22 protein-coding genes and 1 tRNA gene are annotated in these 24,726 nt (G+C 68.6%); 19 read left to right on the forward strand and 4 right to left on the reverse strand.

All coding sequences use genetic code 11. The annotated features are described in order from the left end of the window. Positions 1-26 precede the first annotated feature (26 nt). The 3 genes from HUA74_RS27840 (at position 27) to HUA74_RS27850 (ending at position 2,776) form a co-directional block, all read left to right on the forward strand. Positions 27-1,208 carry a cytochrome P450 gene (locus HUA74_RS27840; RefSeq protein ID WP_254625282.1) on the forward strand — a complete coding sequence of 394 codons (1,182 nt, stop codon included), beginning with the start codon at positions 27-29 and terminating at the stop codon, positions 1,206-1,208. A gap of 66 nt (positions 1,209-1,274) precedes the next feature. Beyond that, positions 1,275-1,928 (forward strand): hypothetical protein, encoded by a 654-nt coding sequence (locus HUA74_RS27845; protein ID WP_174456972.1) that lies wholly within the window; start codon positions 1,275-1,277, stop codon positions 1,926-1,928. A 92-nt stretch (positions 1,929-2,020) separates the two neighbouring features. Beyond that, positions 2,021-2,776 (forward strand): hypothetical protein, encoded by a 756-nt coding sequence (locus HUA74_RS27850; protein WP_174456973.1) that lies wholly within the window; start codon positions 2,021-2,023, stop codon positions 2,774-2,776. Between the two features lie 12 nt (positions 2,777-2,788). Here HUA74_RS27850 and HUA74_RS27855 read toward each other — a convergent pair whose 3' ends face one another. Together HUA74_RS27855 and HUA74_RS27860 are read right to left on the reverse strand one after the other, a co-directional pair. Then, positions 2,789-3,043, reverse strand: coding sequence for a hypothetical protein (locus HUA74_RS27855; protein ID WP_174456974.1), 255 nt, complete (start codon positions 3,041-3,043; stop codon positions 2,789-2,791). A gap of 59 nt (positions 3,044-3,102) precedes the next feature. Then, positions 3,103-5,580 (reverse strand): RND family transporter, encoded by a 2,478-nt coding sequence (locus HUA74_RS27860; RefSeq protein WP_174456975.1) that lies wholly within the window; start codon positions 5,578-5,580, stop codon positions 3,103-3,105. Positions 5,581-6,036: 456 nt separating this feature from the next. On the opposite strand from HUA74_RS27860, the gene HUA74_RS27865 reads away from it, so the two are divergent. The 4 genes from HUA74_RS27865 (at position 6,037) to HUA74_RS27880 (ending at position 10,558) form a co-directional block, all read left to right on the forward strand. Next, on the forward strand, positions 6,037-8,520 hold the full coding sequence (locus tag HUA74_RS27865; protein ID WP_254613982.1) for an RND family transporter: 2,484 nt from the start codon (positions 6,037-6,039) through the stop codon (positions 8,518-8,520). Between the two features lie 35 nt (positions 8,521-8,555). Continuing rightward, complete coding sequence (locus HUA74_RS27870; protein ID WP_141645013.1) at positions 8,556-9,023, forward strand: Erp protein; 468 nt, start codon at positions 8,556-8,558, stop codon at positions 9,021-9,023. Positions 9,024-9,155: 132 nt separating this feature from the next. After that, positions 9,156-9,869, forward strand: coding sequence for an MOSC domain-containing protein (locus HUA74_RS27875; RefSeq protein WP_174456977.1), 714 nt, complete (start codon positions 9,156-9,158; stop codon positions 9,867-9,869). 167 nt (positions 9,870-10,036) lie between these two features. Next, on the forward strand, positions 10,037-10,558 hold the full coding sequence (locus HUA74_RS27880; protein ID WP_174456978.1) for a hypothetical protein: 522 nt from the start codon (positions 10,037-10,039) through the stop codon (positions 10,556-10,558). A 150-nt stretch (positions 10,559-10,708) separates the two neighbouring features. On the opposite strand, the gene HUA74_RS27885 is transcribed toward HUA74_RS27880, so the two are convergent. Then, positions 10,709-10,924: a hypothetical protein gene (locus tag HUA74_RS27885; RefSeq protein ID WP_174456979.1), complete on the reverse strand. Its 216-nt coding sequence runs from the start codon at positions 10,922-10,924 to the stop codon at positions 10,709-10,711. A gap of 124 nt (positions 10,925-11,048) precedes the next feature. Here HUA74_RS27885 and HUA74_RS27890 point away from each other — a divergent pair, with 124 nt between their 5' ends. From HUA74_RS27890 to HUA74_RS27925, 8 genes are all read left to right on the forward strand, one after another. Beyond that, positions 11,049-11,501, forward strand: a complete 453-nt coding sequence (locus HUA74_RS27890; protein WP_174456980.1) for a hypothetical protein — start codon at positions 11,049-11,051, stop codon at positions 11,499-11,501. A gap of 251 nt (positions 11,502-11,752) precedes the next feature. Then, a complete protein-coding gene (locus HUA74_RS27895; RefSeq protein ID WP_141645017.1) occupies positions 11,753-13,027 on the forward strand; it encodes a hypothetical protein in 1,275 nt (424 codons plus the stop codon). Positions 13,028-13,096: 69 nt separating this feature from the next. Further along, a complete protein-coding gene (glgX, locus tag HUA74_RS27900) occupies positions 13,097-15,226 on the forward strand; it encodes a glycogen debranching protein GlgX (protein ID WP_174456981.1) in 2,130 nt (709 codons plus the stop codon). Positions 15,227-15,320: 94 nt separating this feature from the next. Then, positions 15,321-15,959: a zinc ribbon domain-containing protein gene (locus HUA74_RS27905; RefSeq protein ID WP_174456982.1), complete on the forward strand. Its 639-nt coding sequence runs from the start codon at positions 15,321-15,323 to the stop codon at positions 15,957-15,959. Between the two features lie 105 nt (positions 15,960-16,064). Continuing rightward, a complete protein-coding gene (locus HUA74_RS27910; RefSeq protein ID WP_141645020.1) occupies positions 16,065-16,715 on the forward strand; it encodes a bifunctional 2-polyprenyl-6-hydroxyphenol methylase/3-demethylubiquinol 3-O-methyltransferase UbiG in 651 nt (216 codons plus the stop codon). 103 nt (positions 16,716-16,818) lie between these two features. Beyond that, positions 16,819-17,202 carry a nuclear transport factor 2 family protein gene (locus tag HUA74_RS27915; protein WP_141645021.1) on the forward strand — a complete coding sequence of 128 codons (384 nt, stop codon included), beginning with the start codon at positions 16,819-16,821 and terminating at the stop codon, positions 17,200-17,202. A 38-nt stretch (positions 17,203-17,240) separates the two neighbouring features. Continuing rightward, positions 17,241-18,008 carry a subclass B1 metallo-beta-lactamase gene (gene bla, locus HUA74_RS27920; RefSeq protein ID WP_174456983.1) on the forward strand — a complete coding sequence of 256 codons (768 nt, stop codon included), beginning with the start codon at positions 17,241-17,243 and terminating at the stop codon, positions 18,006-18,008. Between the two features lie 258 nt (positions 18,009-18,266). Then, entirely contained in the window at positions 18,267-19,238 is a 972-nt protein-coding gene (locus HUA74_RS27925) for a hypothetical protein (protein ID WP_174456984.1), read from the forward strand. Positions 19,239-19,282: 44 nt separating this feature from the next. Here the strand turns inward: HUA74_RS27925 and HUA74_RS27930 are convergent, their stop codons facing one another. Continuing rightward, positions 19,283-20,125: a hypothetical protein gene (locus HUA74_RS27930; protein ID WP_174456985.1), complete on the reverse strand. Its 843-nt coding sequence runs from the start codon at positions 20,123-20,125 to the stop codon at positions 19,283-19,285. 293 nt (positions 20,126-20,418) lie between these two features. On the opposite strand from HUA74_RS27930, the gene HUA74_RS27935 reads away from it, so the two are divergent. The 4 genes from HUA74_RS27935 (at position 20,419) to HUA74_RS27950 (ending at position 24,646) form a co-directional block, all read left to right on the forward strand. After that, a tRNA-Lys gene (locus HUA74_RS27935) sits at positions 20,419-20,490 on the forward strand. Between the two features lie 330 nt (positions 20,491-20,820). Next, positions 20,821-21,945 carry a slipin family protein gene (locus HUA74_RS27940; RefSeq protein WP_174456986.1) on the forward strand — a complete coding sequence of 375 codons (1,125 nt, stop codon included), beginning with the start codon at positions 20,821-20,823 and terminating at the stop codon, positions 21,943-21,945. A gap of 179 nt (positions 21,946-22,124) precedes the next feature. Further along, positions 22,125-23,942, forward strand: a complete 1,818-nt coding sequence (locus HUA74_RS27945; RefSeq protein ID WP_174456987.1) for an acyl-CoA dehydrogenase — start codon at positions 22,125-22,127, stop codon at positions 23,940-23,942. Between the two features lie 128 nt (positions 23,943-24,070). Continuing rightward, the gene (locus HUA74_RS27950) at positions 24,071-24,646 is read left to right on the forward strand and encodes a hypothetical protein (protein WP_174456988.1); all 576 of its coding nucleotides are present in this window, start codon (positions 24,071-24,073) and stop codon (positions 24,644-24,646) included. The last annotated feature ends 80 nt before the right edge of the window (positions 24,647-24,726 follow it).

Raw genomic sequence — 24,726 nt, forward strand, 5'->3', positions numbered from 1 at the left:
CCCTGGCGTCCCGGAGACGCCAAGGAATGCTGGAGCTCTTCACCGATGACGTGCGCCGCAATCCCTTTCCCCTCTACGCGAAGTTGCGCGCGGACTCGCCGCTGTTGCACGAGCCACGGGAGGACCTGTGGATTCTCTTCGACTACGACAGCGTGAAGTGGGCGCTGCAGGACCATGACGCGTTCAGCTCCGTCGTCACGACGGAGACGGGGACGACGCCGGACTGGCTGCTGTTCTCGGACCCGCCCCGGCACACGAAGCTGCGCGGCATCATCATGCGAGCCTTCACGCCGCGCTCCATCGCCAACCTGGAGCCGCACGTGCGGGAGCTGTCCCGGGAGCTGCTGGATGTGACGGTGGAGCGTGGGGAGTTGGATTTGGTGGCGGACTACTCCAGTCAGCTGCCGGCGATGGTCATCGCGAAGATGATTGGGATTCCCGTCGAGGACCGGGCGCGGTTCCTGCGGTGGGGGGACATCATCATGAAGCTCAGCTACACCATCGCGGGTGGGGACGAGTCGAAACGGGCGATGGAGGAGAACGCGGCGGCGCGGGACGAGATGCGGACCTATCTGGCGGGCATCCTGGATGAACGCAGGAGGGCGCCGCGGGATGACCTGCTGACCCGGCTGGTCGAGGCGGAGGTGGATGGGGAGCGGCTGGACGCGAAGGAGCTTCTGGGGTTCTTCCAGTTGCTCCTGGCGGCGGGGACGGAGACGACGACCAACCTCATCAACAACGCGCTGCTGTGTTTCATGGAGTCCCCGGACCAGGTGGCGCGACTGAAGGCGGAGCCGGGGTTGTTGCCCTTGGCCATCGAGGAGGTGCTGCGGTTCCGGTCTCCGGCGCAGTCGATGTTCCGCTCGACGAAGCGTGAGGTGGAGCTACACGGGCGGGTGATTCCGGAGGGGAAGTTCGTGCTGCCGATGATTGGCTCCGCGAATCGGGACCCGAAGCAGTTCCGTGAGCCGGAGCGGTTCGATATTGGCAGGGACCCCAATCCGCACCTCGCCTTCGGGCACGGCATCCACTTCTGCCTGGGTGCGGCGCTCTCCCGCATGGAGGCGCGGGTGGCGCTCACGGACCTTTTGGAGCGGCTGCGCGACTTCCGGCTCGCGAGCGACGAGCCCTGGCAGCCGCGTCAGGCGCTCCATGTCCACGGCCCCACGCACCTGCCACTGCGCTTCGAGCCTGGCGCACGGAGCTGACTTCGTCCCATCCCGCGAGTTTGGGAGAAGATGGGGAGGCCGACCCAAACTCGACATGGAGGATGGATGCGCGCTCCACCTGCCTGGCATCTGAGCCTGTGGTGTTGTGTCCTGGTCCTGCTTCAACTGGGCTGTGGTGCCGCCACCGTCAACCTTCGCGACTGGGGCAGCCTCCATGTCACGGCAGACGACGGTACCACCGGGGCCTTCCTGCCAGACGACATGCAGGTGGACACGGGCCAGGCCGAGAGCGAACGGCCAGATTCATACTGCGCTTCGCGGACCGACACCTCCTGCGAGAACGCGGGGATGAGGCCACCGCTTCGTCGGGGGCCTGGAGCACGCCAGTGGCGACGCGCGCCCTTGCTCACCCCGACGCCGACACCACAGCAGAGCCAGCTCCAGGCACACCGGCTGGCGAACCATCAAGTCGTCCAGCAGGCTCGTCAGCGCTATGCCCAGCGTCTCAAGGAAGCTCAGGCACGCTATCCGAGCAGCACGGGCTTCCAGGAACATCACCTGATACCGATGTACCTGGGCGGTGCTAAATCAGGCGCGACCTATCGACTGCCAACCGCCTACCACAAGGCCATCACCCAGGCGTTTCGAGAGCGCTGGGCCTATGGCCAGGAGCGGCCTCCTCCAGAGAAACTTCAACTCCTCCTGGTCCAGGTCTACTCCCAGTATCCCATCCCGCAGCTCATCGGACTCCAGCCCTGACCATGCGCGAAACCATCGAACTCCGTGTCGAGGAAACGGAAGCATGGCGACTCTTTCACGAAGACGAGGGCGTTGTGCTTCCGAGTGGCACGGTGCGCAAGGTCACTCTCCCCACCGACGATGGCCGCGTGTCGCGCGTCAGGGAGATTGACCGCGCCCTGCGTCAGCAAGGCCAGATGTTCTTCGCGGGCTGGCGCATCCTTCGCCACTACTCCGTGGGAGAACTGAAGTCCGCCGAGTTGCTCAAGCTGGGACTGGAGGCCGTCTTCGAGCCGGCTGGAGAGGCGTGTGGCACCGCATACGATGAATCCACCGCGTGCACGCTGTGTGGAGCGGGCGCGCGGCAGGTCTCCGACTTGAGCCTGGACGTGCGCCGGATTCCCCAGCGCGTGGACCTCGCTCGAACCATCTCCCACGAATGGGTCATCTCCGCTCGGCTCGCCGACCTCTGGCGGGAGCATGGAATCACCGGCGTGGACTTCCGACCCATCCGGCGAGCTGGTGCGCGGTCAGAGCCAGTGAAGGAGTGGCATCAGCTCATCGTGACAGCGCCCCCAGTCGACATCCTGCCCGCCACACTCACGGGCAATGACCCCTTCGACCACGATGAGGACAACGCGCAGCGCTGCCCCAAGGGACACGTCGTCGGCCTGAATGTGCTCTCGGAGCTCTCGCTGCGGCGCGGCGACTATGACGGAAGCGACCTGACCTGGACACGGCAACTGGTGGGGATGCGGAGCGGAATCCTGCGCCCTCACCCGCTCCTGCTCATGTCACCCAAGCTGCATGGGCTCCTGACAGAGCTGAAGGTGAAGCGACTGGACGTCGAAGTCGCTCACCTCGTGTAGCCCGTCCCCGCCCTACCAGCGCTGCTGCGGCTCCATCGCCGTGGGCCGGCGCTTGTCCGTGGGAGTCAGCGCATCCGCGGGCGAACAGCGACAGACCTCACAGCCACGGTCTCGGTCCATGGAACACTCCGTGCCAGTGATGCACGAGAGGTTCCGCGACTCCTCGCAGCGCGTGTCGCCCTTCTTCTCTTCCTTCTTCCCACCATGGCCACAGCCCGCCAGGGCCACAGCCACCGTCACCGCCGCGAACCATCCGCTCCGCTTCATACCCTGCCCTCCTCGGACACCGACCAGGGCACCACCACGGCGCCCCGGCCGCGCATGAATCACGCTTCCGGCGCGGGCTGCTCCGGCTGCTCCGCCGTGGCCCCGTGCTTGCGACGCCACCGCTCCACCAGCAACAGCAGCGACGGGAACCCCAGCAGCACGATGACCAGGTTCAACCCGAACCCCAGGTTCGCCAGGTCACCAATCGAGTTCAGCCCCGGGTGCTTCGCCAGCACCAACGCCACGAAGCCGATGGCGCTCGTCAAGAGGCCACCCGTAATCGCTCGCCCTGTCTCCCCATACACGGAGATGAAGTCCGCGCCCGGCTCACCCAGCCGCTGCACCAGATGCACACCCGCATCCACCGTGGTGCCCACCAACACCGGCAACACCATGATGTTCAGGTAGTTGAACTGCAAATCCAGGAGCGCCATCAACCCCACGAGCCCCGCCACCGACAGCAACGTGGGCACCATGCAGATGAGCGCCGTGCGCAGCCGCCCCAATGTCAGCCACATCGCCGCCAGCACGCTGAGCACCGCCGCCGCGAGAATCCGCGGGCCCTCGCGCGACACCATGTCCAGGATGTCCGCCAGGATGAGCGCCTCGCCCGCCGCCGACACCTGACTGCCGTCCGGCATGTGCAGCCCGCGCACTTCCTTGGAGAAGCGCCGCGTGCCCTCGCCGTCCGACAGGCTCACCCCGCCGCCCGCGTACACCAGCACCACGCCACCCGTGCTCCCATCCAGGCTCTCGAACTGGTGCCGCACGCTCGCCGGCAGCTCCGCCTGGGTGAAGGGCCTCGCCTGCGACATGTTCAGCGCGCGCGTCAGCGACGCCCGCGTGTCCTCCGGCAGCCGCTCCGGGTCCAGCTTGTTCAGCCGCGTGTGGATGGCCTCCAGTACCGCCCGCTTCTCCGACTGCTGGCGAGGCACCAGGTCCTCCAGCGCCCCCACGAAGTCGATGGTGGAGTCCTTGCCCCGCGCCGCCTTGCGCGCCTCCAACTGCCGGACGACCTCGCGCTCCATGTCCTGCGAGTCCGTCAGCACGACCACCGGCGTCTGCGAGTAGCCCAGGATGTTGTTCACCTTCTGGTCCAGCACCGCCGACGCCTGCTTGTAGTCCTCCAGCGTGCGCGAGTCGTAGTTGAACGAGATGCGGTACGCCTGCGAGATGAGCGCCAGCACCCCGACGCCAATCACCACCGCCACCCCTCGATAGGAACGCGGCAGCCACCGCCCCAACAGCGCCATGGGCCCCGTGCCACCCTGGTGCACGCGCGGCGACCAGCCAAAGCGCGAAGCCACCCCGAGCAGCGCCGGCAGGATGAGCACGTACGCGAAGATGCTCACCAGCATGCCCACCGCCGCGATGATGCCGAACTCGCGGAACGCCCTGAACTCCGACAGCGCCAGGCTCAAGAACGTCAGCGCCGCCACCAGCGCCGCGATGAGCGCGGAGAAGCCCGTGTGCCGGAAGGACTCGTGCACCGCCGCCTCGGACGTCATCCCCTCCGAACGCAACGTCCCGTAGCGCCCCAACAGGTGGATGCCGTGCTCCACACCCAGGCCGCCAAGCACCGCCGCCAGGAACCCCGTCAAGAGATTCACCTGCCCGTACGCCAGCCCAACGAAGCCGTACGTCCACCCCAGGCCCGCGAGCACCGGCAGCATGGTGAAGCCCACCGACAGCGCGCTGCGGAAGTGGAACGCCAGGTACGCCAGCAAGAGCACCATGGCCAGCGAGGACGCGGTCGCCAAATCACTGACGATGACGCGCTGCTGGTCGATCTTCTTCTTGAACGTGCCCGTCACCGCCGTCTTGAAGCCCGGCCCGTACTTGGACAGGTCCTGCTTCGCCAGGAAGTCCTCCACCTGGGTGACGACCTTCTTGGAGTAGTTCAGGTCCGCGGCGCTGCCCTTGGGCTTCGCCATCAACACCACCACGCGCTCCGTCGTGTCCAGGTAGTACAAATCTCCCTGGCCGGAGAGCCGCTGGTTGGCGCGGCCGGTGTACTTCTGCTCGATGTCGGCGAAGTCCACCGACGGCGGCGGCGCGTCATCCAGCCGGACGAACAGCGGGTTGGCCTGCTCCTTCTCCCAGGCGATGCGCGCGTCGATGCGGCCCTGGATGGTCTTCAGGTCATCCAGGTCCACGTAGTACAGCGCGTGCTTGTCGAAGAACTCGCTCGGCCGTTGGTAGTTGACGTAGCGGATCTCCGACAGCTCCGCGAGCTTCGGCGCCATGTCGTCCGCGAAGCGCTTGAGCACCTCGGGCTCCGCGCCCATGCCCACCAACACCACGTTGCCCTGGCCACCGAAGCGCTTGCGCAGCTTCTCGATGTCCTGGACGCTGGGGAACGCCTTGGGCAGCAGGCCCACGAAGTCCGCGCTGAGCGTCAGGGTCCTCGCGAACCAGGCCCCCAGCAGCGTGAGCACCAACGCCACCACCAGTGCCTGATACGGACGCCGGTGGCTGCGTGCGGCGAGTTGGCCCATCGCCCCCTCGAACCGCTCCGACCAACGCTTCTCACCCATGTTGCGACACCTGCTGTGTTGTTTGCGGGCCGAACAACGGCCGGCCCACCTTGGGCATGCGCCAACCAGGGAGTCAACGCGTTTATGCCGTAAGGCGGAATGTAAGGCACCGAATGACCTGACCTTCTCTAACAAGTCCCAACGACCCTCGCCCGGCTGTCTGCCCGGCTGCTTCCACGGGTGGAGCGCACGGCCGGGCGCGTCGCGCATCAGGGACGTGAGCAGCGGGTCCGCCGCCCTCCCGGGGGGCAGACGGCCAGTCGGCGAGCACTGCATCCCCCGCGCCGAGTCCCCACGTTCCCGACCACATGGGGCCGCTCACGCGGACACCCAAGGGAGGGGAAGCCGTGCCGCCCTCCACGCTACCGGCGGAGGCCGGAGCCTGGGGACGGGACGCCACCGTGACAGATGGACTCGGAGCCAACGACGACATCGACGCGGAGTGAGCGCCGCTGGATGCGACGCGTGGAGCGGAGCCTCGGGGCCCTGGCAACACGCAGTCACCAGCGGCCCATTCTCGCCTTGGGCCTGGCGCTGCTCCTGGCGGCGGTGGGGGGCTTCTTCGCTCGCAACCTCAAGCTCAACGCGAACCTGGTGGACCTGCTTCCGAACTCATTTGAGAGCGTGCAGGACCTGCACGAGTTGGAGACGCGCTTCGGCGCACTCGGCTGGGTGTCGGTGGTGGGCGAAGGAGGAGACGCCGAGTCGCTTCGCCGCTTCGCGGATGACCTGGCACCCAAGCTCCAGGCGCTGCCCGGCGTGCGCTTCGTGGAGAAGGAGCGCACGGGCGCCTTCTTCCGCGACAGGGCGCTCTACTTCCTGTCGGAAGAGGACCTGCGAGAGGTCCACCGTCGGCTCGCCGCGCGGCTCCAATGGGAGCGCCAGCAGGCCAACCCTCTCTATGTGCCGCTGGTGGACGAGCCCGAGCCGACGCTCGACTTCTCCGACCTGGAGGCGAAGTACGGCGGCGCCGCGGGACAGAAGCTGTCCTCCGCGAAGGACGACTACTACCTGGACGCGAAGGCCCGGCGCGTCGTCGTGCTCGTCAAGCCGGAGATGACGTCGGCGGACCTCGCCTACTCGCGCCGCATCGTGGACGAGGTGCGCGGGCTGCTCGACGCGCAGGACCTGTCCAGGTACGGCCCCGGCTTCCGGGTGGAAATCACCGGCACCTTCCAGAAGAAGCTGGACCAGCAGAAGCAGATCATCCGCGACATCGCGGTGTCGTCGGCCGTGGCCATGGCGCTGATGCTGCTCTACCTGCTCTTCCACTTCCGCAGCGCGCTGGCGGTGGGGCTCGTGCTGACACCGGTGGGCATGGGCCTCGCGTGGACGTACGGCCTGGTGGCCCTGCTGTATGGACAGGTCAATCTCTTGACGGGCTTTCTGGGCGCCATCCTCGGCGGCCTGGGCGTGGAGCACGGCATCCACCTGTTGGGGCGCTACCTGCACCTGCGCACGGAGGGCGAGTCCTCCGAGGAGGCCACGCGCGAGTCCTTCACGCACACCGGCGGCGCGGCCCTGGTGTCCGCGTTGGTGGCGGCGCTCACCTTCTTCGTGCTGGGGACGTCTCGGCTGCGCGCGTTCCGGGAGTTCGGCGTCATCGCGGGCATCGGCATGCTGGTGCTCATCGCCGCGTACGTGCTGGTGCTGCCCGCGCTGCTGGGACTGACGGCGCGCTGGGGCTGGCGTCCGAAGCGTGCGGCCGTCGCTCCGAGCGAGTCCCCCTTCGGGCGCGTGCTGGTGCGGCACCGCTACGTCATCACCGGCGTCTCGGCGGTGCTGTTGGTGGGGCTGCTGACGCAGGTGCCTCGGGTGCGCTTCGACTACAACTTCGGGACGCTCGAGGACCAGGACCTGCCCTCGTTCGTGCTCGACAAGCAGGTGAACGAAATCATCGGCTATTCGCAGACGCCGGTCGTCGTCCTCACGAAGAGCACACAAGAGGAACACGCGATGGCGTCCGCCCTGGCCCGGCGTCAGCGCGAGCGGGGCAAGGACTCCACCATCGACTTCGTGGCCTCGCTGTCGTCGCTCGTGCCCCAGGACCAGCCGCGCAAGCAGGCCGTGCTCCAGGACATCCACCGCCTGCTCGAGAACGTCCCTGAAGAGCGCCTGTCGCCCGAGCAGCGCACGCAGTTGGTGGAACTGCGTCGTCAGAGCGAGGCCCGGCCCTTCACGCTCGAGGACCTTCCGCCGAGCGTGCGTCAGCAGTTCATGGGACGCGAGGGGACACCCGGGAGCTTCGTGCTGGTGTACCCGGCGGTGGACCAGTCGGACGGGCAGGCCGTGCGGGCCCTGGCGCGCGAGGTGCGCGGTGCCCCGACGCTGGATGGGGGGCGCGTGTCCGCGGCGGGTGAGGCCATGGTGATGGCGGACCTGCTGGACATGGTGACGCACGAGGCGCCGCTCATCCTCGGAGGCACGACGCTGGCGGTGCTGCTCGCCATGTGGATGACCTTGGGCGGGCTGCGCATGGCGGTGCTGTGCCTCTTGCCCACGGTGGTGTCGCTGCTCGCGCTGATTGGCCTGATGCCGCTGGTGGGGGTGGAGTTCAACTATCTGAACATCCTCATCATCCCCGTCCTCATCGGGACGACGGTGGACGCGGGCGTGCATCTGCTGACACGCCTGGCGTCACCGGGCAGCGACTTCGTGGAGGTCTACTCGGAGACAGGTCGGGCCATCGCGGGGGGCCTGCTGACGAGCGCCATGGGCTTCGGCGCGCTCTTCCTGGCCAGGCATCCAGGCCTGAACTCCGTGGGGGCACTGGCCAGTATGGGCTTCGCCACCAATCTACTCGTCATGCTGGTGGCCTTTCCCGCGCTGCTGCTGGTGCTGACGGAGCGACGGAGGCGTCGGCACCGGGCGCGAATGGATTCGGAAGTGAAGGAACGGGCGGCGGCGGGGGCACCTGGCCCCGAGCACGCCACCCCTTGAGCTGAAGTGACGCACACCCACGGAAGGAGGAGGCAATGGCGAAGCACATGAGGCGGTGGATGTGGGCGGGTGCCATGGCGGGTACCCTGGCACTGGGCTCGGCGTGCAGTTCCACGGAGGCACCTGTCATGGTGGCCCAGACGGACCCGAATACCTCGGGGCAGCCCGCGACGGGCGGCTCCGGGAGTACGACGACTCCGGACACGACAACGCAGGACCCGACGATGATGGACCCGACGCAGACGGCGCCGGGCACGGTGCCCAGCACGCCACAGCAGAACCCCGGCAGCAGCACCACGACGACACCGGGCGACACCACCACGACGACGCCGGGCGACACCACCACGACGACCCCGGACACGACGACGTCCGCGCCGGGGACCACGCCCACGCTCGACGGTGACGCGGGCATGGGTGGCTCGGGCGTGGTGCCGGGCACCACGGATGACGACACGTTCCAGCCGCCCGCGGGCGGCGCGGTGATGGACGGCGGAACCTTCTGACGCCACACGCGACACGAGGTTGACGAGGCGGGGGCGGCCTTCAGGGCGGCCCCCGCCTCTTGTCGAACGAGCGGCCTTCACGAGTCAGGACCGCTGGACAGCGCCTCGCGCGCCTGCTTTGTCGCGCGAGTGATGGACACCGAGCTCCCCCGCATCCTCTCGCTCCACGTGGGCATGCCCCGCGAGTTCGGCACGCCGGGTGCCGTGGACCCGCTGGAGCGGCCGTGGACCAGCGCCATCCACAAAGAGCCCGTGCTGGGGCCCGTGTGGCTGTCGCGCACGGGGCTGGCCGGAGATGGTCAGGCGGACCTGCGGGTCCATGGGGGACTGGAGAAGGCGGTGCTCGCGTACCCCGCCTCGCACCACGCTTTCTGGCGCGCCCAACTGGCGCGTGAGGACGTGGGCCCGGGCGCCTTCGGTGAGAACTGGGTCGTCTCCGGTGGCGCCGAGGACAGCGTCTGCATTGGCGACGTGCTGCGGGTGGGTGGCGCCCGCGTGCAGGTGTCGCAGCCGCGTCAGCCCTGTTGGAAGCCCGCGCGGCGCTGGCGGCACAAGGAACTGGCGCTGTTGCTCCAGCGGACGGGACGCACGGGTTGGTACTACCGCGTGCTGGAAGAAGGCAAGGTCCGTGCGGGCGACGCGCTGGAGTTGGTGGAGCGTCCCTTCCCCGCGTTCACCGTCGCGTTCGCCAACCTGGCGATGCATGAGCACCGGCGGGAGGACGCCGCCGCGCTGGCGGAGTGTCCGCTGCTGACGCCGGGGTGGCGCGAGTCCCTGCGCCGCCGTTCCCAGGGCACTCGCGGGGATGACCAACCCCGGCTGGTGGGCCCGAACAAAGACGGCTGAAAGACAATCGCGCGCGGACAAGGTCCCCACGTGCTGCTTCCTGCCTTTGCCCGGGGAGCAGGCAGCCGGAGGGGCGTCCGCTGCAGGTCGCGATTTGGCTGCTCACGTTCTCGACCAGCAGCAGCCAGCCACACCACCAACCCAACCTTTCCAGTGGGAGAACCACCATGAAGAAGTTCCTGAAGACGAAGCTCGTCCTGGGTTCGCTCGCCGCCGGCGCTCTCGTGTTTGGTACCGCCTGCAAGTCCGACTCGAGCGCGAAGCGCGACGACACGACGGCCCCGACGACGGACACGGGCACCACGACGGGCAGCGAGACGACGACGCCACCCGCGGGCACCACGCCGGACCCCGGCACGGGCGGCACGGGCATGGATGACCCGACGATGAGTCCACCGCCAGCCACGGACCCCTCCGTGGACCCGGGCACGGGCGGCACGGGCGTGGATGACCCGTCCACGAGTCCGCCCTCCGGGCAGGACCCGACGCTGAACCCGCCCACGGGTCAGGACCCGACGCTGGACCCGGGCACGGGTGGCTCGGGCACGCTGGACCCCGCGGATGACACCGCCGTCGACCCCGGCACGAGCGGGGATGGAGACCTGACGCCTGACTCCAGCGACCGCGAGGACCCGTACGCGCCCGACACCAGCGCGCCCCGCGAGCCGGAGTCCGGCCGCAAGCAGTAGCCCCGCGCTGAATCGAGCGCACCCGATGCCCGCGCCCCGACCGGCGCGGGCATCACCATTTCTGGCGAGCGGCACTGGCTCGCACACGTCCGACAGCAAAAGGCCCGCGCCCTTTCGGACGCGGGCCTCGCGCGCTCCATCTCATGACGTTCAGCTCACACTCGTCCCGGGATAGCGGCCGGGGTTCATCTGCGGCTCGATGATGAGCGGATCCTCATCCGCCCCGGGGGTGCCTCCAGGCCCTGTACCCGGGTCCAACGTCGGAGGTACGCGGCGCGGTGAGGACTCGTCCTCGGTTCCCGCGTCGCGCTTGGGGATGGTGGGAAGGGCATCGGGCGGAATGTGCAGCACGTCTTTCTTGCTCATGACGGCCTCCTTTCCCTCAACGTGGACGCCGTCCCTGCTCCGAGCAGCAAGCCCCTGCTTGAATGGTTGGCCAGGTATTGGCAGCGTCCCCGCCCGAAACCTTCTCAAACCGGAGCCCTCCGCCATGCGCCGTCTCCTCACGGTCCTCGCCGTTCTTCACCTCACCGCCTGCGCCACCACCCACACCAACGACCCGAGCAACCCCTCCGGGCCCGTCCCCCGCCCCGTGCCGCCCGACGCCAGCGAGGCGCGCCGCCTGGGCGCCGAGGCCGACAAGCTCCTGGAGGACGGGCGCTACGAGGACGCGCTCTTCCTCTACCGCAAGGCGTGGGCCGACGGCTTCCGCCACCCCGACGCGCTCTACTACGCCGGTGTCATCGCCGCGCGCGCCGGCAGCCAGGACGAAGCCATCATCTGGCTGGAGCGCGCCGCCGACCAGGGCTTCTCCGCCACCACGTCGCTGACCACCGAGCCGTCGCTCGAGTCCGTGCGCCAGCACACCTCCTGGGCCCGCATCGCGGAGAAGGTCGCCGCCAACGCGCGCAAGGACGCGCCCGCCGCCGCCACCCAGAACTGAACCTCTCTTCAACTTCCGTGGCCTGATGCCTCCGGGTCACGAAAGCCTCACGTCACTGCAAGTCATTGCGACAAGGGCAGGCAGGCGGACGAGCGAAAGTCCTCTCGCTCGTGACTCCGCGCGACGTGGAGCACGGGCCGGCAGGCACCCGGGGTCGGTGGCACCTTCAAGGCGAAGCGCGCTTTCCTGACAAGACGCGGAGACATGCCCTGTCCCCGGATGAACCGTCGTCCCAACCCGAGAGAGGCGTGATGAGTGTGAAGTTGCTGCTGGCCGGCCGGCGTGGAGGGGATGTGCCCTTCACGCCGTCATCCGAGAACGCGCGCTCCTGGTTGCGGCAGGTGGAGCAATGGTTTCAGGGGAACGCGAAAGAATGGCTGGAGAGCAGTCATCTGAGCACCGGCCCCCACGGCGCGCCGATGCTGCGACTGCGATTGCATCCAGCGGCGGGCGAAGTCTCCATCCTCGCGGCCAGCGGCGCGCGCGTCGTCATCTCCGCGGAGACGACGGCGGTGGGCCCGGGCTACCACGTCTTCCTCTGTGACTTGCTCAAGGCGATGGGTCAATCGCTGGACCTGCACTGGGCGGAAGCCGACGAGGCGATGGGCGTGGGAGACCCCACGGGCTACTTCCACACGGACGACGCGGGCCCGGTGGAAGTCCACATGCTCGCGTGGCTCCAGGAGTCCGTGGGACAGGTGTTGCGGCTGCGCAGCCGGGGGGAGTCGGGCTTCGCGATGTCGATGCGCTTCGGCCACACCTTCGAGTATCCCGGCGCGCTCCTGACGCCGCTCGGCCCTCGGGACGAGCGGTGGATGCGGCGCGTGTACGAGGACCCTCGGCTGGGCATGGATGTGTTTCCCTGGTGGAAGCAGGGCGTGGGCGCGCACGCGCGGCTGGGCCGGGCCCTGTGCCGGCTGTGGACGGAAGTCGTGTGGCGCCCGCCGCTGCTGGATGAAGAGCGCCGGCTCTTGCGCGAGGTGGCGCGCGCGCTGGAGCTGGCGTGGCGCGAGGACCCGGAGCTGGCGTACCCGTGGCGCGAGTGGCGCGAGGTGCTCGGCTACCTGGGCGTGGGTGGAACGCTCGCGGAGCTCGTCCACCGGCACGCGGCGTTCCACGCGGCGAGGGGGCCGTCCATCGGCTACCGGCGGGGCGCGGTGCAGGTGGCGCTGCCGGCGGGCTGGGAGATTCGAATCCCGGGCTCGCTGGCGGAGGCGCACCTGGAGGACGGCACCTGGGTGGCCAGGGACCATCGGCGCAGCGTGCGCTTCGTTCCCCTGGAGGACGCGACGGAGGACAGTCTGGCTCCCACCACGGCGGAGCGCCGGGCCATGGAGCTGGAGTACCGGGGCGAGCGGGTGAGCGGCCGCGCCTCGCTGCACATGGAGCCGGGCGAGTGCCGGCTGACGGCGGTGTGCAGTTCGGGGAGGCACCGGGCGCTGTGCGTGGTGAGCTTCGACGACCCGGAGGAGGAGGACTGGGCGTTGGGGACGTGGCGCTCACTGGACCACGCAGTCGCTGCTTGACGGTTGCCGGTACGCGGGGGCCATCCCACATTCAGCGGGCCATATCCTTGAGAGGAATCGAGAGCCCGCATGAGCAGGGAGGTCTGGCCGGGGAAACCCTGGCCGCGTGGTGCCACCTTCGACGGCACGGGAGTGAACTTCGCCGTCTTCTCCCAGGTGGCCACGCGCATCGAGGTCTGTCTCTTCGACCCCGCGAATCCAACGAAGGAAATCGAACGTTTCCCGCTGCCGGAGGCGACGGACTTCGTCCACCACGGCTACGTGCCGGGCCTGGAGCCCGGGACGCTGTACGGCCTGCGGGTCCACGGCCCCTACGAGCCATCGAAGGGGCACCGCTGCAATCCGCACAAGCTCTTGGTGGACCCGTACGCCAAGGCCCTGCACGGCGACGTGGACTGGAAGCAGCCGGTGTTCGGCTACCCGCTCGGCAACCCCCAGCAGGACCTGGCGCGCGACGAGCGCGACAGCGCGGCGGGGGTGCCCAAGGGCGTGGTGGTGAGCGACTACTTCGACTGGGGCAATGACCGCCGGCCGGAAATCCCCTGGCGCAAGACGGTCATCTACGAGGCCCACGTGCGCGGCCTCTCCATGCGGCATCCCGACGTGCCCGAGCACCTGCGCGGCACCTATGCGGGGCTCGCCTCGCCGCCCATCATCGAGCACCTCCAGAAGCTGGGCGTCACGTCGGTGGAGCTGTTGCCCGTGCACGCGTTCGCGGACGACTCGTTCCTCAACGACAAGAAGCTGTCCAACTTCTGGGGCTACAACACGCTCGGCTTCTTCGCGCCCGAGCAGTACTACGCCAGCCGCAAGACACCGGGCGCCGCGGTGGCCGAGTTCAAGGCGATGGTGCGTGCGCTGCACGCGGCGGGGCTCGAGGTCATCCTCGACGTCGTCTACAACCACACCTGCGAAGGCAACCACCTGGGGCCCACGCTGTCGCTGAAGGGCATCGACAACGCGAGCTACTACTGGCTGATGCCGGACGCGCGCTACTACCTGGACTTCACCGGGTGCGGCAGCAGCGTCAACGCGTCGAACCCGAACGCGGCGCGGCTCATCATCGACAGCCTGCGCTACTGGGTGAATGAGATGCATGTGGACGGGTTCCGCTTCGACCTGGCCACGGTGCTCGGGCGCACGGGCGAAGGCGGGTTCGACCCGAGGGCGGCGCTGTTCCAGATTCTTCAGCAGGACCCGGTGCTCAGCCGGGTGAAGCTCATCGCGGAGCCGTGGGACGTGGGGCTCGGCGGCTACCAGGTGGGCGGCTTCCCCGCGCCGTGGCGCGAGTGGAATGGCAAGTACCGGGACGCGCTGCGCCGCTACTGGAAGGGGGACGAGAACCTCGCGGGCGAGGTGGGCTACCGGCTGACGGGGAACTCGGACCTGTACGCGGAGGCGCGGCGCAAGCCGCAGGCGAGCATCAACTTCGTGACGGCGCACGACGGCTTCACGCTTCACGATTTGGTGACGTACAGCCACAAGCACAACGAGGCGAACGGCGAGCACAACCGCGACGGAGCGGACGACAACCAGTCGTGGAACTGCGGCGTGGAGGGCGAGACGGAGGACGCAGGCGTCGTCGCCTTGCGCGAGCGGCAGAAGCGCAACCTCCTGGCCTCGCTGTTCCTGTCCACGGGTGTCCCGATGATTGTCGCGGGCGACGAGATGGGGCGCACGCAGCGGGGCAACAACAACGCGTACTGCCAGGACAACGAGCTGTCGTGGGTGGACTGGAAGCTGGATGCCCGGAGGGAGAAGCTCCTGGAGTTCACCCGGAAGCTCATCCACTTCCGACACCGGCAGCCGGTGTTGCAGCGGCGGCGCTACTTCAAGGGCGCGCACCTGTGGGACTCCGAGCACAAGGACCTGGCGTGGTTCCGTCCGGATGGGACGGAGATGGGCGCGGAGGACTGGAAGAAGCCCTTCGTGCGCTCGCTGGCGTTCCTCCTGGGAGGCGACGCCATCCCCACGCCGGACGAGCGCGGCCAGCGCATCATCGGCGACGCGGTGCTGGTGTTGCTCAACGCGCACCATGAGCCGGTGTCCTTCACCGTGCCCGCGGTGGTGACGGGCCAGCGGTGGGAGCTGGCGCTGTACACGGCGGACGACACCCGGGGCGCGGAGAAAGTCACGCCTCGGGGGAAGTTCGAGCTGGTGGGCCGCGCGATGGCGGTGTTCCGGCAGGTGGAGGACTGAGCCACCCGGACGTCCGAGGGCCTCGTCATCCGGGCGAGGTCCTGTTGCATCCGTGATAGCGTGACGGCGTGTTGCGGCAGGGAGCACGCACGACATGGCGATGATTCAGTTCACCCGGAACTACACGGACCGCTCGAACGACTACGGGTTCCAGTTCGAGTTCTTCTGCGACAAGTGCGGCAACGGGCACATGTCGCCGTTCATCGCGAGCAAGGTAGGCGTGGCCACGGGCCTCTTGCGCGCCGCGGGCTCGTTCTTCGGCGGGACGATTGGACGCGCGGCGCACGCGGGCACGCACCTGAAGGACGCGCTGCGCGGCCAGGGCTGGGATGAGGCCTACGCGGAGGCCGTGGACGCGGGGAAGCAGCACTTCAAGAACTGCACCCGGTGCGGCAAGTGGGTGTGTCCGCGCTCGTGCTGGAACGAGGGGCGCGGACTGTGCGAGGCGTGCGCTCCCGATTTGGCGGAAGAGGCGGCCTCCATCCAGGCGCACGTGGCGGTGGAGCAGGCGCGCGAGAAGGCGCGTACGGTGGACCACGTCGCGACGCTGGACATGAAGGAGACGCGGCTGGCGACGTGTCCGCACTGCGCCGCCAAGGTGGACGGCGGGAAGTTCTGCATGGAGTGCGGCAAGCCCCTCGCGGCCCGGAAGGTGAGCTGCGGGACGTGTGGCCTGGAGGTACCGGAGAGCGCGAAATTCTGCCCGGACTGTGGCGCTCCCCGGAACAAGTGACGCGACGGCGAAGGCTCCAGCGTTCATCCCCGGACGCTCACCTCACGGAGTGTCCGCGTGTGTTCCACGCCACCTGGGCCCTCCTCGTGCATAGGCTGCGGCGCCATGTCGCGGGATGCTCAGGAAGAGGACGTGAAGCAGGTGTATGGGGAGATTGCCTCGGCGTACGAGGCGCTCTTCCCCGTGCTTCACCGATATGAGGACCGCGTGGAGCGCTTCCTCGCGGAAGCGGTGACTCCGGGGTGTCGAGTGCTGGACGTGGGGTGCGGGCCGGGGCTCCATACGCGAGGCCTGGACGCCTCCATCGACGTGGTGGGAGTCGACCTGTCCCCGGAGATGCTGGAGCTGGCGCGACAGGCCCGGCCCGAGGGCGCGTGGCACGTGCACAGCTATCACCGCCCCTTCCCCGAGGAGTGGGGGCGCTTCCAGGTGGTGCTGGCCATCGGTTGCCTCGACTTCTGTGACGACCTGCCGCGCGTGCTGAGCCATCTCGCCGCGACGTTGGCGCCCGGTGGTCGGATGTTGTTCACGGTGCTGGAGCAACGGCCCGGCTTCGAGGGACATGAAACCGCCACGCACGAGGTCCAGACGGCGGGCCCGGCGGTGACGCTGCATCTGTATTCCTTCGAGGACACGGCTCGCGCCGTCGTGGAAGCGGGGCTGCAACCGCGCGACTACGTGCATGCCCCGGGTTGGGTGCAGCTCACCGAGGAGCGGACGATGTGGTTCGGTTGGTGGGACGTGGAGCGGGGGTAGCGTCGTCGCGATGGAAGTGGCGCACCCCGAGTAGGTGGCCAAGGCGGACTCGCGACGCTACAGACTCCACCGTGACTGGCATCGAGCCAAGGGAGCGACACGGATGATGACGGAAGAAGACCTTCTTGCCGCCGAGGAGTCGCTGCGGCAGGCGATGCTCCGGGGTGACGTGGCCGCGCTCGACGCGCTCATCTCCGACGACCTCGTCTTCGTCAATCACACCGGACAGGTGTTCGACAAGGAAGCGGACCTGGCGGCGCATCGCTCGCGCGCGCTGCGCCTGACGCGGCTGGACGTGTCGGCGCCCATCATCCGCTACCTCTCGGCGGGCGCGGTGGTCATCGTCAGCGCCTCCGTGAAGGGAACCCACGACGGCACCGAGTTCGAAGCGCGGCTTCGCTACAGCCGCGTCTGGCAGTGGGTGGATGAGCGCCCCCAGGTCGTCACGGGCCAGTGCACGGTCATCCTCGGTGGCGAGCCCTCATGAATCGCCCCCTCTTCCGCACGAGTTCAGCAGCCCACGTCATGACCTCACAACGCCTTCGCGCCCTCGTCCTCGCGCCCGTGATGATGCTCGCTCCGGCCTGTACCTCGACACCCGGGCGCCCCGCCTCCACGGTGGCAACACCCGACACGGGCCCGAGTGAGTACACGCTCACGGAGGACATCTCCGTGCGCCGCATCGCTCCGGGTGTCTGGGTCCACACGACGCTGTCGGGCCCGGACTTCGGGCGCTACCCCGCGAACGGATTGGTCATCGAGGACGGCGCGGAGTCGCTGCTGGTCGACACGGGCTGGAGTCCGGCACAGACGGAGCATCTGCTCACCTGGGCGAAGGAGACGCTGCGCAAGCCCGTGCGCGTGGCGGTGTCCACGCACTTCCACGTCGACCGGACCGCGGGCATCCCGGTGCTCGTGGCGCGGAACATTCCGGTGTACGGGCTGGAGGACACGGTGAAGCTCGCGACGGAGCATGGACGGCCCGTGCCCACGGAGAGCTTCTCGGGAGCGCACACGCTGGGGCCGGTGGAGTTGTTCTTCCCTGGTGCGGGGCATGCGCGCGACAACCTCCTCGTGTGGCATCGGGACAGCGGTGTGTTGTTCGGTGGCTGCTTCGTGAAGGATGGAGCGGCGAAGGACCTGGGCAACGTGGAGGACGCGGACCTCGCGGCCTGGCCCGCGAGCCTGGAGCGCACGCGTGAGCGCTTCCCAGAGACCCGCGTCATCATCCCGGGCCACGGCGCGCCGGGCGGACCGGAGCTGCTGGAGCACACGCGAAGCCTGATTCCCTGAGCAGCGCGAGGAGACTGGTGGACGGTGGAGCGCATGCTCGGCCGCCCACCCCCTTCGGAGGGTGCGAGCGTTGAGCGGCGCACACGGGGTGGGTCGAAGCATGCTCGCCTGTCTGCCCGGGTCCGTTGAGTCGAGAACAGGCGCCTTGCGCGAGAGGGCTCCGCCGAATGGGCGAGGCCTTCCATCGTTCCTACCGTGCCTTCGAGTGGCGAAGAGGTGAAGCACGGGCCGGCGGGCGGGATGGAAGGCGGGGGCGTCATGAAGCGTGTGGCTGCGGTGGTGCTCGCGGTGGCGGTGAGCGGGTGCGCGTCGGTGAAGGTGGAGCAGCGGGACGGTTGCTGGGTGAAGCAGGTCCGCACCTTTCCCTCCAGCTTCAAGGAAGAGGTGGGTCCCTGCGCGCGGCCGAAGCCGGAGTGGTCGGCGGACCGTGTGACACGATTGGTGCAGGAGTGCGTGATGCACGCGGACTACCGCTGGCAGAGCAGCGCGATGGTGGCCTGGAATCGCGGTGAGCCGCTGCCGACGCGCGAGCCAGACGAGAAGGTGCTCGAGGCGTGCATGGTCACCACGGAGAAGATGCTCTCGGCGGAGAAGGGGGAGTTGGAGCAGCGCCTGAGTGATGTCTCGAAAGAGCGCGACAGCCTGCGCGCCAACCAGGAGCAGGAGCGCGAGTCGTATCGGACGAAGCTGGATGCGCAGCGTGACGAGGCCCAGGCGGCGCTGGTGAAGGAGCGCGAGCGACTCCAGGGCAGCATGGATGCGCAGCGCGAGCACGCGCAGGCCAGCCTGGACCGGGCACGGGACCAGATGCACGAGAGCAACGGACGGCTGGCGAACGCGCTCGGAGAAGCAGCGAAGCGGCCGACTCCCTCCGCGGTGGCGACGGCCACATCCACCTCCACGAGCGAAGGCAAGGCGGACACGCGCAGCGACTCCAACTCGCGAGGTGATTCCCGCGCGCGAGGTAACTCCGCGACGCCGAGCAATCCCCGCGTGGCGAAGCCCATCGTGGCGACACCGACAAGCACCATGTGCTCGCTGCCCTCCAAGAGCGCCGCGAAGCAGGCCACGGCGAGCGAGACGGACACGAAGAGCGAGACTCCGAGCTGCCAGCCGATGCAGCCCACCGAGTCCACGGAGCCCGAGCCGTCCCTCGCACCCCAGGCACAATCCCAGACGGCCTCCGTGCCGCTGCCGCTGAAGTCGGCGCAGCCAGGCGCGGTGGAGTAGCCCCTCCACATTCGAGACGAGGGCGCACCGCGTGGGCCGTCGCCTCAAACGAAGTGAGCCACCTCCAGGGCATGGCCCTTCGCGTTCATCGCGGACAGCACGTCGCGGAGTCTTGGGGAGATGAGCCACCGGGGCTCGGGGCGAAGCTCGCCCCGCCTGTCACCAAAAAGTTTGTCCGTGATGAAGACGTCGGAGTCATCATGACTGGCTCGCTCGACGTACAACTCGGAGAGCTGATTGAGTCCAGCGATATGTCCCTTCGGGCACCGGTGCTCGTCACGTTCATCGAGGTCAAAGGGGTTGTTTCCCGCCAACGTCTTCGCAGCCAGCCGCAGCGGCTTCGAGGTCACGACGGGTTGATACCAATCCGAGGATTGCAGCGCCTTGCCGCCCCCATGCATCACCGGACGGAACTCCGCGCCTCGAAGCCCCGCCGTCTGGAATGCCTCCACGAATCGCGAGGAGACCACCACCTCTCCCGCGAGCGTCTGGGCCATGTCCTTGCTCTTGGCGATGCGTCGCGTGTCGAGGATGAGCGCGGTCGTCTGCCGCGCGCCGGCACCGCAATGCTCACAAGCCACGGACTCGTCATAGCCGGTGCCGCACATGGAGCCCGTTGGCTCGAAGGACGTGCGAATGACGAGGTTCAGCAGCTCCGCCGACTTCAGTTCCGTGGCTGAGTAGCGGCGCTCGATGTTCCAGTAGGTGAAGAAGAGACCGCCCTGCTCTCGGAGCTTCCGCTCGATGGCGCCGATTTCCCGCACACGGCGGTCATCGGTCGGCAGAACCACCTTCCTCAACGTCTCGTTCACGAGCGTCCCGAGCCCTGGGTCCAGGAACCGCTGGGCTCGCTCTTCCGCAATCCTGAACTCGATGGTCTCGCGCATCTTCAGGGGGAGATTCCGATGAGTTGAGGAACCGGACAAGAAGCACCCAGCCCGGCATGGCCTTCGACACTCCGGTTGTCAGCCTCCGTGCCACGGTGGCGTCCCTCGCCCCCGACGCATCTCCAGAGGTGTCACGGGTCTGTCCCTGGGCTCCCGAAGGCTGGACCGGGGCGCTCTGCGCTCACGTGCCGGTCAGGGTGTTCCCGGGTCCATCGTCCGCGGTGTCTCCCTCACATTGGTTGCGTCAGGCCGGCCGCCTCGAAAGCCATTTGAGTGGCCCCTCACGGGGACTCTCAGAACTAGCTCAATGGGAGAGCACAAGACTCTTAATCTTGAGGTTGAAGGTTCGACTCCTTCGTTCTGAACCGAATTGAAAACTCGGCTCCGCCAGGAAGCTCCACCCCTAGCCGGTAAGAGCGCTGGCCCACCCCGTCCACCCTCCCCCACCGCGAAGCCTCGCCGTCCGCCAGGGCGACAGTCCCCTTCCGAGCCGTCAACGGAAGTCCTGTCGTCGTCCGCGCCCGGCCCGGCCCGCGAGCGCGGGATGCGGTGACGAGGCCGGGCACGCAGTCAGCGCTCTCCACCCGCGAAGGGTGGGGCTTCCACTTTTCAGCAGTCCCCGGGACGCGCGCTTCCTCGCGCCACCTCGCCTCCCGGGTTTCATCAAGTCCCCCACGGGGGAAAGGAGGTGCGCGATGAGCTTCTTCCAGCGTGTCGATGTCGTGCAGCACGAGCGGGCGTTCGTCCTCGTCGACGAGGTGCCCACGCGCTACCTCGTTCCGGGCCGCTACCGGCTCACCTACCCCTTCCGCAACGTGCGCATCGTCCGCGTCGCCACGGGCATGCCGCTGACGAACCTGGACACGGAGCTGCTCGCGCTCGTGCCCCCGTCGGACCTCCAGGTCCTCGAGCTGGGTCCCACCGAGCGCGCCATGCTCTACCACCGCGGCCGCCCCACCCTGTGGCTCGGCCGTGGCCAGCACCAGGTGTGGACGGTGGAGCGCCTCCCCAGTCGCGACTCCGTCCCTGCTGCCTCCGCCGTGAGCATCGAGCGCCTGGACACGTCCGGCGTGGCCACCGCGCCACTGCAGGACGACGTGCGCGCCAAGGTCCCCGCCAGCGACTACGTGGAGGCCACGGCCACCGAGGGCAGCGTCGTGCTGCGCTACGTGGACGGCACCCTGGACGCGGTGCTGCCCGCCGGCCGTCACGCCGCGTGGACCGTCGCCCGCAAGGTCCAGCTCGCCGTCATCGACCTGCGCGAGCGCCTGCTCCACGTCACCGGCCAGGAAGTCATGACCAAGGACCGCGTCACGCTGCGGCTCAACCTCTCCACCGCCTTCCGCGTGGCGGATGCCCGCCGGCTCGCCGTCGTCGCCCGCGCGCCGGATGACATCCTCTACCTCGCCATGCAGCTGGCGGCCCGCGAGTCCGTCGCCACGCGCACGCTGGACGAGCTGCTCGCCTCGCGTGAGGCCGTGGCCGAGGACCTCTTCGCGCAGGTGAAGGAGCGCGCGGAGTCGGTGGGTCTGGAGCTGCTGCGCTTCGGCATCAAGGACGTCGTGCTCCCGGGTGAAATGAAGGAACTGCTCAACCGCGTCATCCAGGCCCAGAAGGAGGCCGAGGCGAACGTCATCACCCGCCGCGAGGAGACGGCCGCCACGCGCTCCATGGCCCAGACGGCGAAGGTGCTCGCGGAGAACCCGCTGCTCGTGCGCCTCAAGGAGCTGGAGGCCTACAAGGACCTCGCGGCCAAGGTCGGCCAGGTCCACCTGGTGCTCGGCGAGGGCGCGGTGCCCTCGCTCCAGCTCAAGGGCTGAATCCCCGTCACACGTGACACACCGCTGAGCGAAGGGCCTCTGGGGCCGGTTCCCCGGGGGCCCTTCGTGCGTTCACGGCACCGCGCGTCATTCACCGTCCGTGGCGCCCGGCAACCTGGGCTGACTCGAAAATCAATCTCGGCTACCCTCAGGGCTTTCGTTCCCGTGAGGAGTCCGAGATGTCGTCGTCCGCGAACCACTACGTCCCCAACCTGCGCGATATCGAGTTCAATCTCTTCGAGTTCCTCGACATCGGCCGTACCTCCCTGGGACATGCGCCCTTTGGCGACCTGGACGAGACGGCCGCCCGGCAGATGTTGCAGGCGTTCGCCGTGCTCTGCGCGAACGAGCTGGCGCCCTCCTTCGACGAGGCCGAGCACACACCGCCCAAGCTGGAGAACGGCGAGGTGACGCTGCCTCCCGGGCTGAAGAAGTCCATGGGGGCGTTTTTCGACGCGGGGATGCACCTCTTGGAGCAGCCGCCGCACCTGGGTGGCATGGGCGCGCCGCCGTCGCTGGGCTGGGCCGCGTTCGAGCTGATGGTGGGCGCCAACGCCTCGCTGGCCTTCTACACGCTGGGCAACCTGCTCGCGCGCATCATCGACCGGCTGGGGACGGACTCGCAGAAGAAGCGCTTCCTGCCGCACATGCTGGAGAAGCGCTGGGGCGGCACCATGGTGCTCACCGAGCCGGACGCCGGCAGCGACGTGGGCGCCGCGCGCACCAAGGCGCGTCCCGTGGGCGGCGACGTGTGGGAAATCGAGGGCGTGAAGCGCTTCATCACCAACGGCGACTCGGACATGTCCGAGAACATCATCCACATGGTGCTGGCGCGGCCGGAAGGCGCGCCTCCGGGCACCAAGGGCCTGTCGCTCTTCGTCGTGCCCAAGTTCTGGGTGAACGAGGACGGCAGCCAGGGTGAGCGCAACGGCGTGGTGTGCACCAAGTTGGAGAAGAAGATGGGGCTGAAGGGCTCCGTCACGTGCGAGCTGACGTTCGGCGACGGCCAGCCCTCGCGCGGCCTCCTGCTGGGCGAGGTCCACGACGGCATCCGGCAGATGTTCTACATCATCGAGCAGGCGCGCATGGCGGTGGGCGTGAAGTCCATGGCCACGCTGTCCGCGGGCTATCAGCGCGCGCTGGCGTTCTCGAAGGACCGGCTCCAGGGCGCGGACCTGCTCCAGGCGCGCAACAAGCTGGCGCCGCGCGTGCCCATCTTCCAGCACCCGGACGTGCGCCGCATGCTGATGGCGCAGAAGGCGCACGCCGAGGGCATGCGCGCGCTGTGTCTCTACACCGCGTCCGTGCAGGACGGCGTGGAGATGAAGGGCGGCCACCGCGCCACCGAGGCCGGAGAGCTGGACACGCTCAACGACATGCTGCTGCCGCTGGTGAAGGGCTACTGCTCGGAGAAGGCGTTCGAGCTGCTCGCGGTGGCGCTGCAGGTCCACGGTGGCTCCGGCTACCTGCAGGACTACCCGGTGGAGCAGTACCTGCGGGACCAGAAAATCGACACGCTCTACGAGGGCACCACGCACATCCAGGCGCTCGATTTGCTCATGCGCAAGGTGGCGAAGGACGGCGGAGCGACGCTGCAGGGCCTCTTGTCGCAGGTGCGCGAGACGGCCGAGGGCGACCTGGGCGGCGGCGAGCTGCAGACGGAGCGCGCCACGCTGGGCAAGGCGCTCGGTGATTTGGAGACGATGCTCGGCACGCTGATGGGCAAGCTGGGCGAGTCCGTCTACCACGTGGGCCTGCAGGGCAACCGCGTGCTGGCGAGCGTGGCGGAGCTCGTCATCGGCTGGCTGCTGGTGCGTCACGCGGGCGTGGCACTGGAGCGAATGAAGAGCAACCCCGGTGACAGGGCCTTCTACGTGGGCAAGCTCGCCAGCGCGCGCTGGTACTGCGCGGAAGTGCTCCCGGGCCTCGCGCACGCCGCCCGCATGGTGGAGGCCGGCACGCTGGACCTGATGGACGTCCCCGAGGAGTCGTACTGAGTCAGGCGCACTGAAGCCTGCTGTCCCCCGGCCGCACCTGTGGCCGGGGGAGGACACCTCCGGCGCCATCCGTCCGTTCCTCCTGGGGAAGTCGTGGTGGCCCGGGGTTCGCATTGAGGGTGGGAGTCATGCTCTCCGCCCTCACCGTCGCCGCCGCCGTCGCCCTGGGTTCTCCCGCTCCCGAGACGGGAGGACCGCTGGAGCTGGCGCGCTTCGCCGGCCACGTCGTCGCCTGCACGGAGGACGGCCTGGAGGTGCTTGATTCTTCCGGCAAGCCCGTGCGCGGCGTCTCCACGGAGGACGGGCTGCCGAGCCCCTTCTGTCTCGCGCTGGAAGTCGCGGGCGACCGGCTCTTCGCGGCCACCGACGCGGGCATCGTCTCGCTGGATGCGTCCTTCCGGGTGGAGCCCGTGCTCGACGTGCGCTGGCACGCGCTGCCCGACGCCGAGGACGCGAGCGAGGCCGAGTACGTCGAGCGACTGGACGCACTCGCACGGACCCTGCCCTCGGATGCGACCTACACGGTGCTGACCTCGCGCCATGCGGGGACGGAGGATGGGCGCGTGATGGAGCTCGGCACCCACCGGGTGTGGACCGTCGCCGGACCGGTGCTGCACATCGAGGAGGAGCGTCGGGGCGTGCGCGTCGCGACGGAGGACGGGGTGTTCCTCATCGACACCGAGGGGCGGCTCGCGACGCGGTAGCCCTCGCGCCTCGCACCGAAAGCGAGACATCATCGGCCCGTGGCGAAGGTCGGGTCCGTATGCCCATGGAGGGCACGCCG

The organism is Myxococcus sp. CA051A (assembly GCF_013336705.1).
GTDB lineage: Bacteria > Myxococcota > Myxococcia > Myxococcales > Myxococcaceae > Myxococcus > Myxococcus llanfairpwllgwyngyllgogerychwyrndrobwllllantysiliogogogochensis.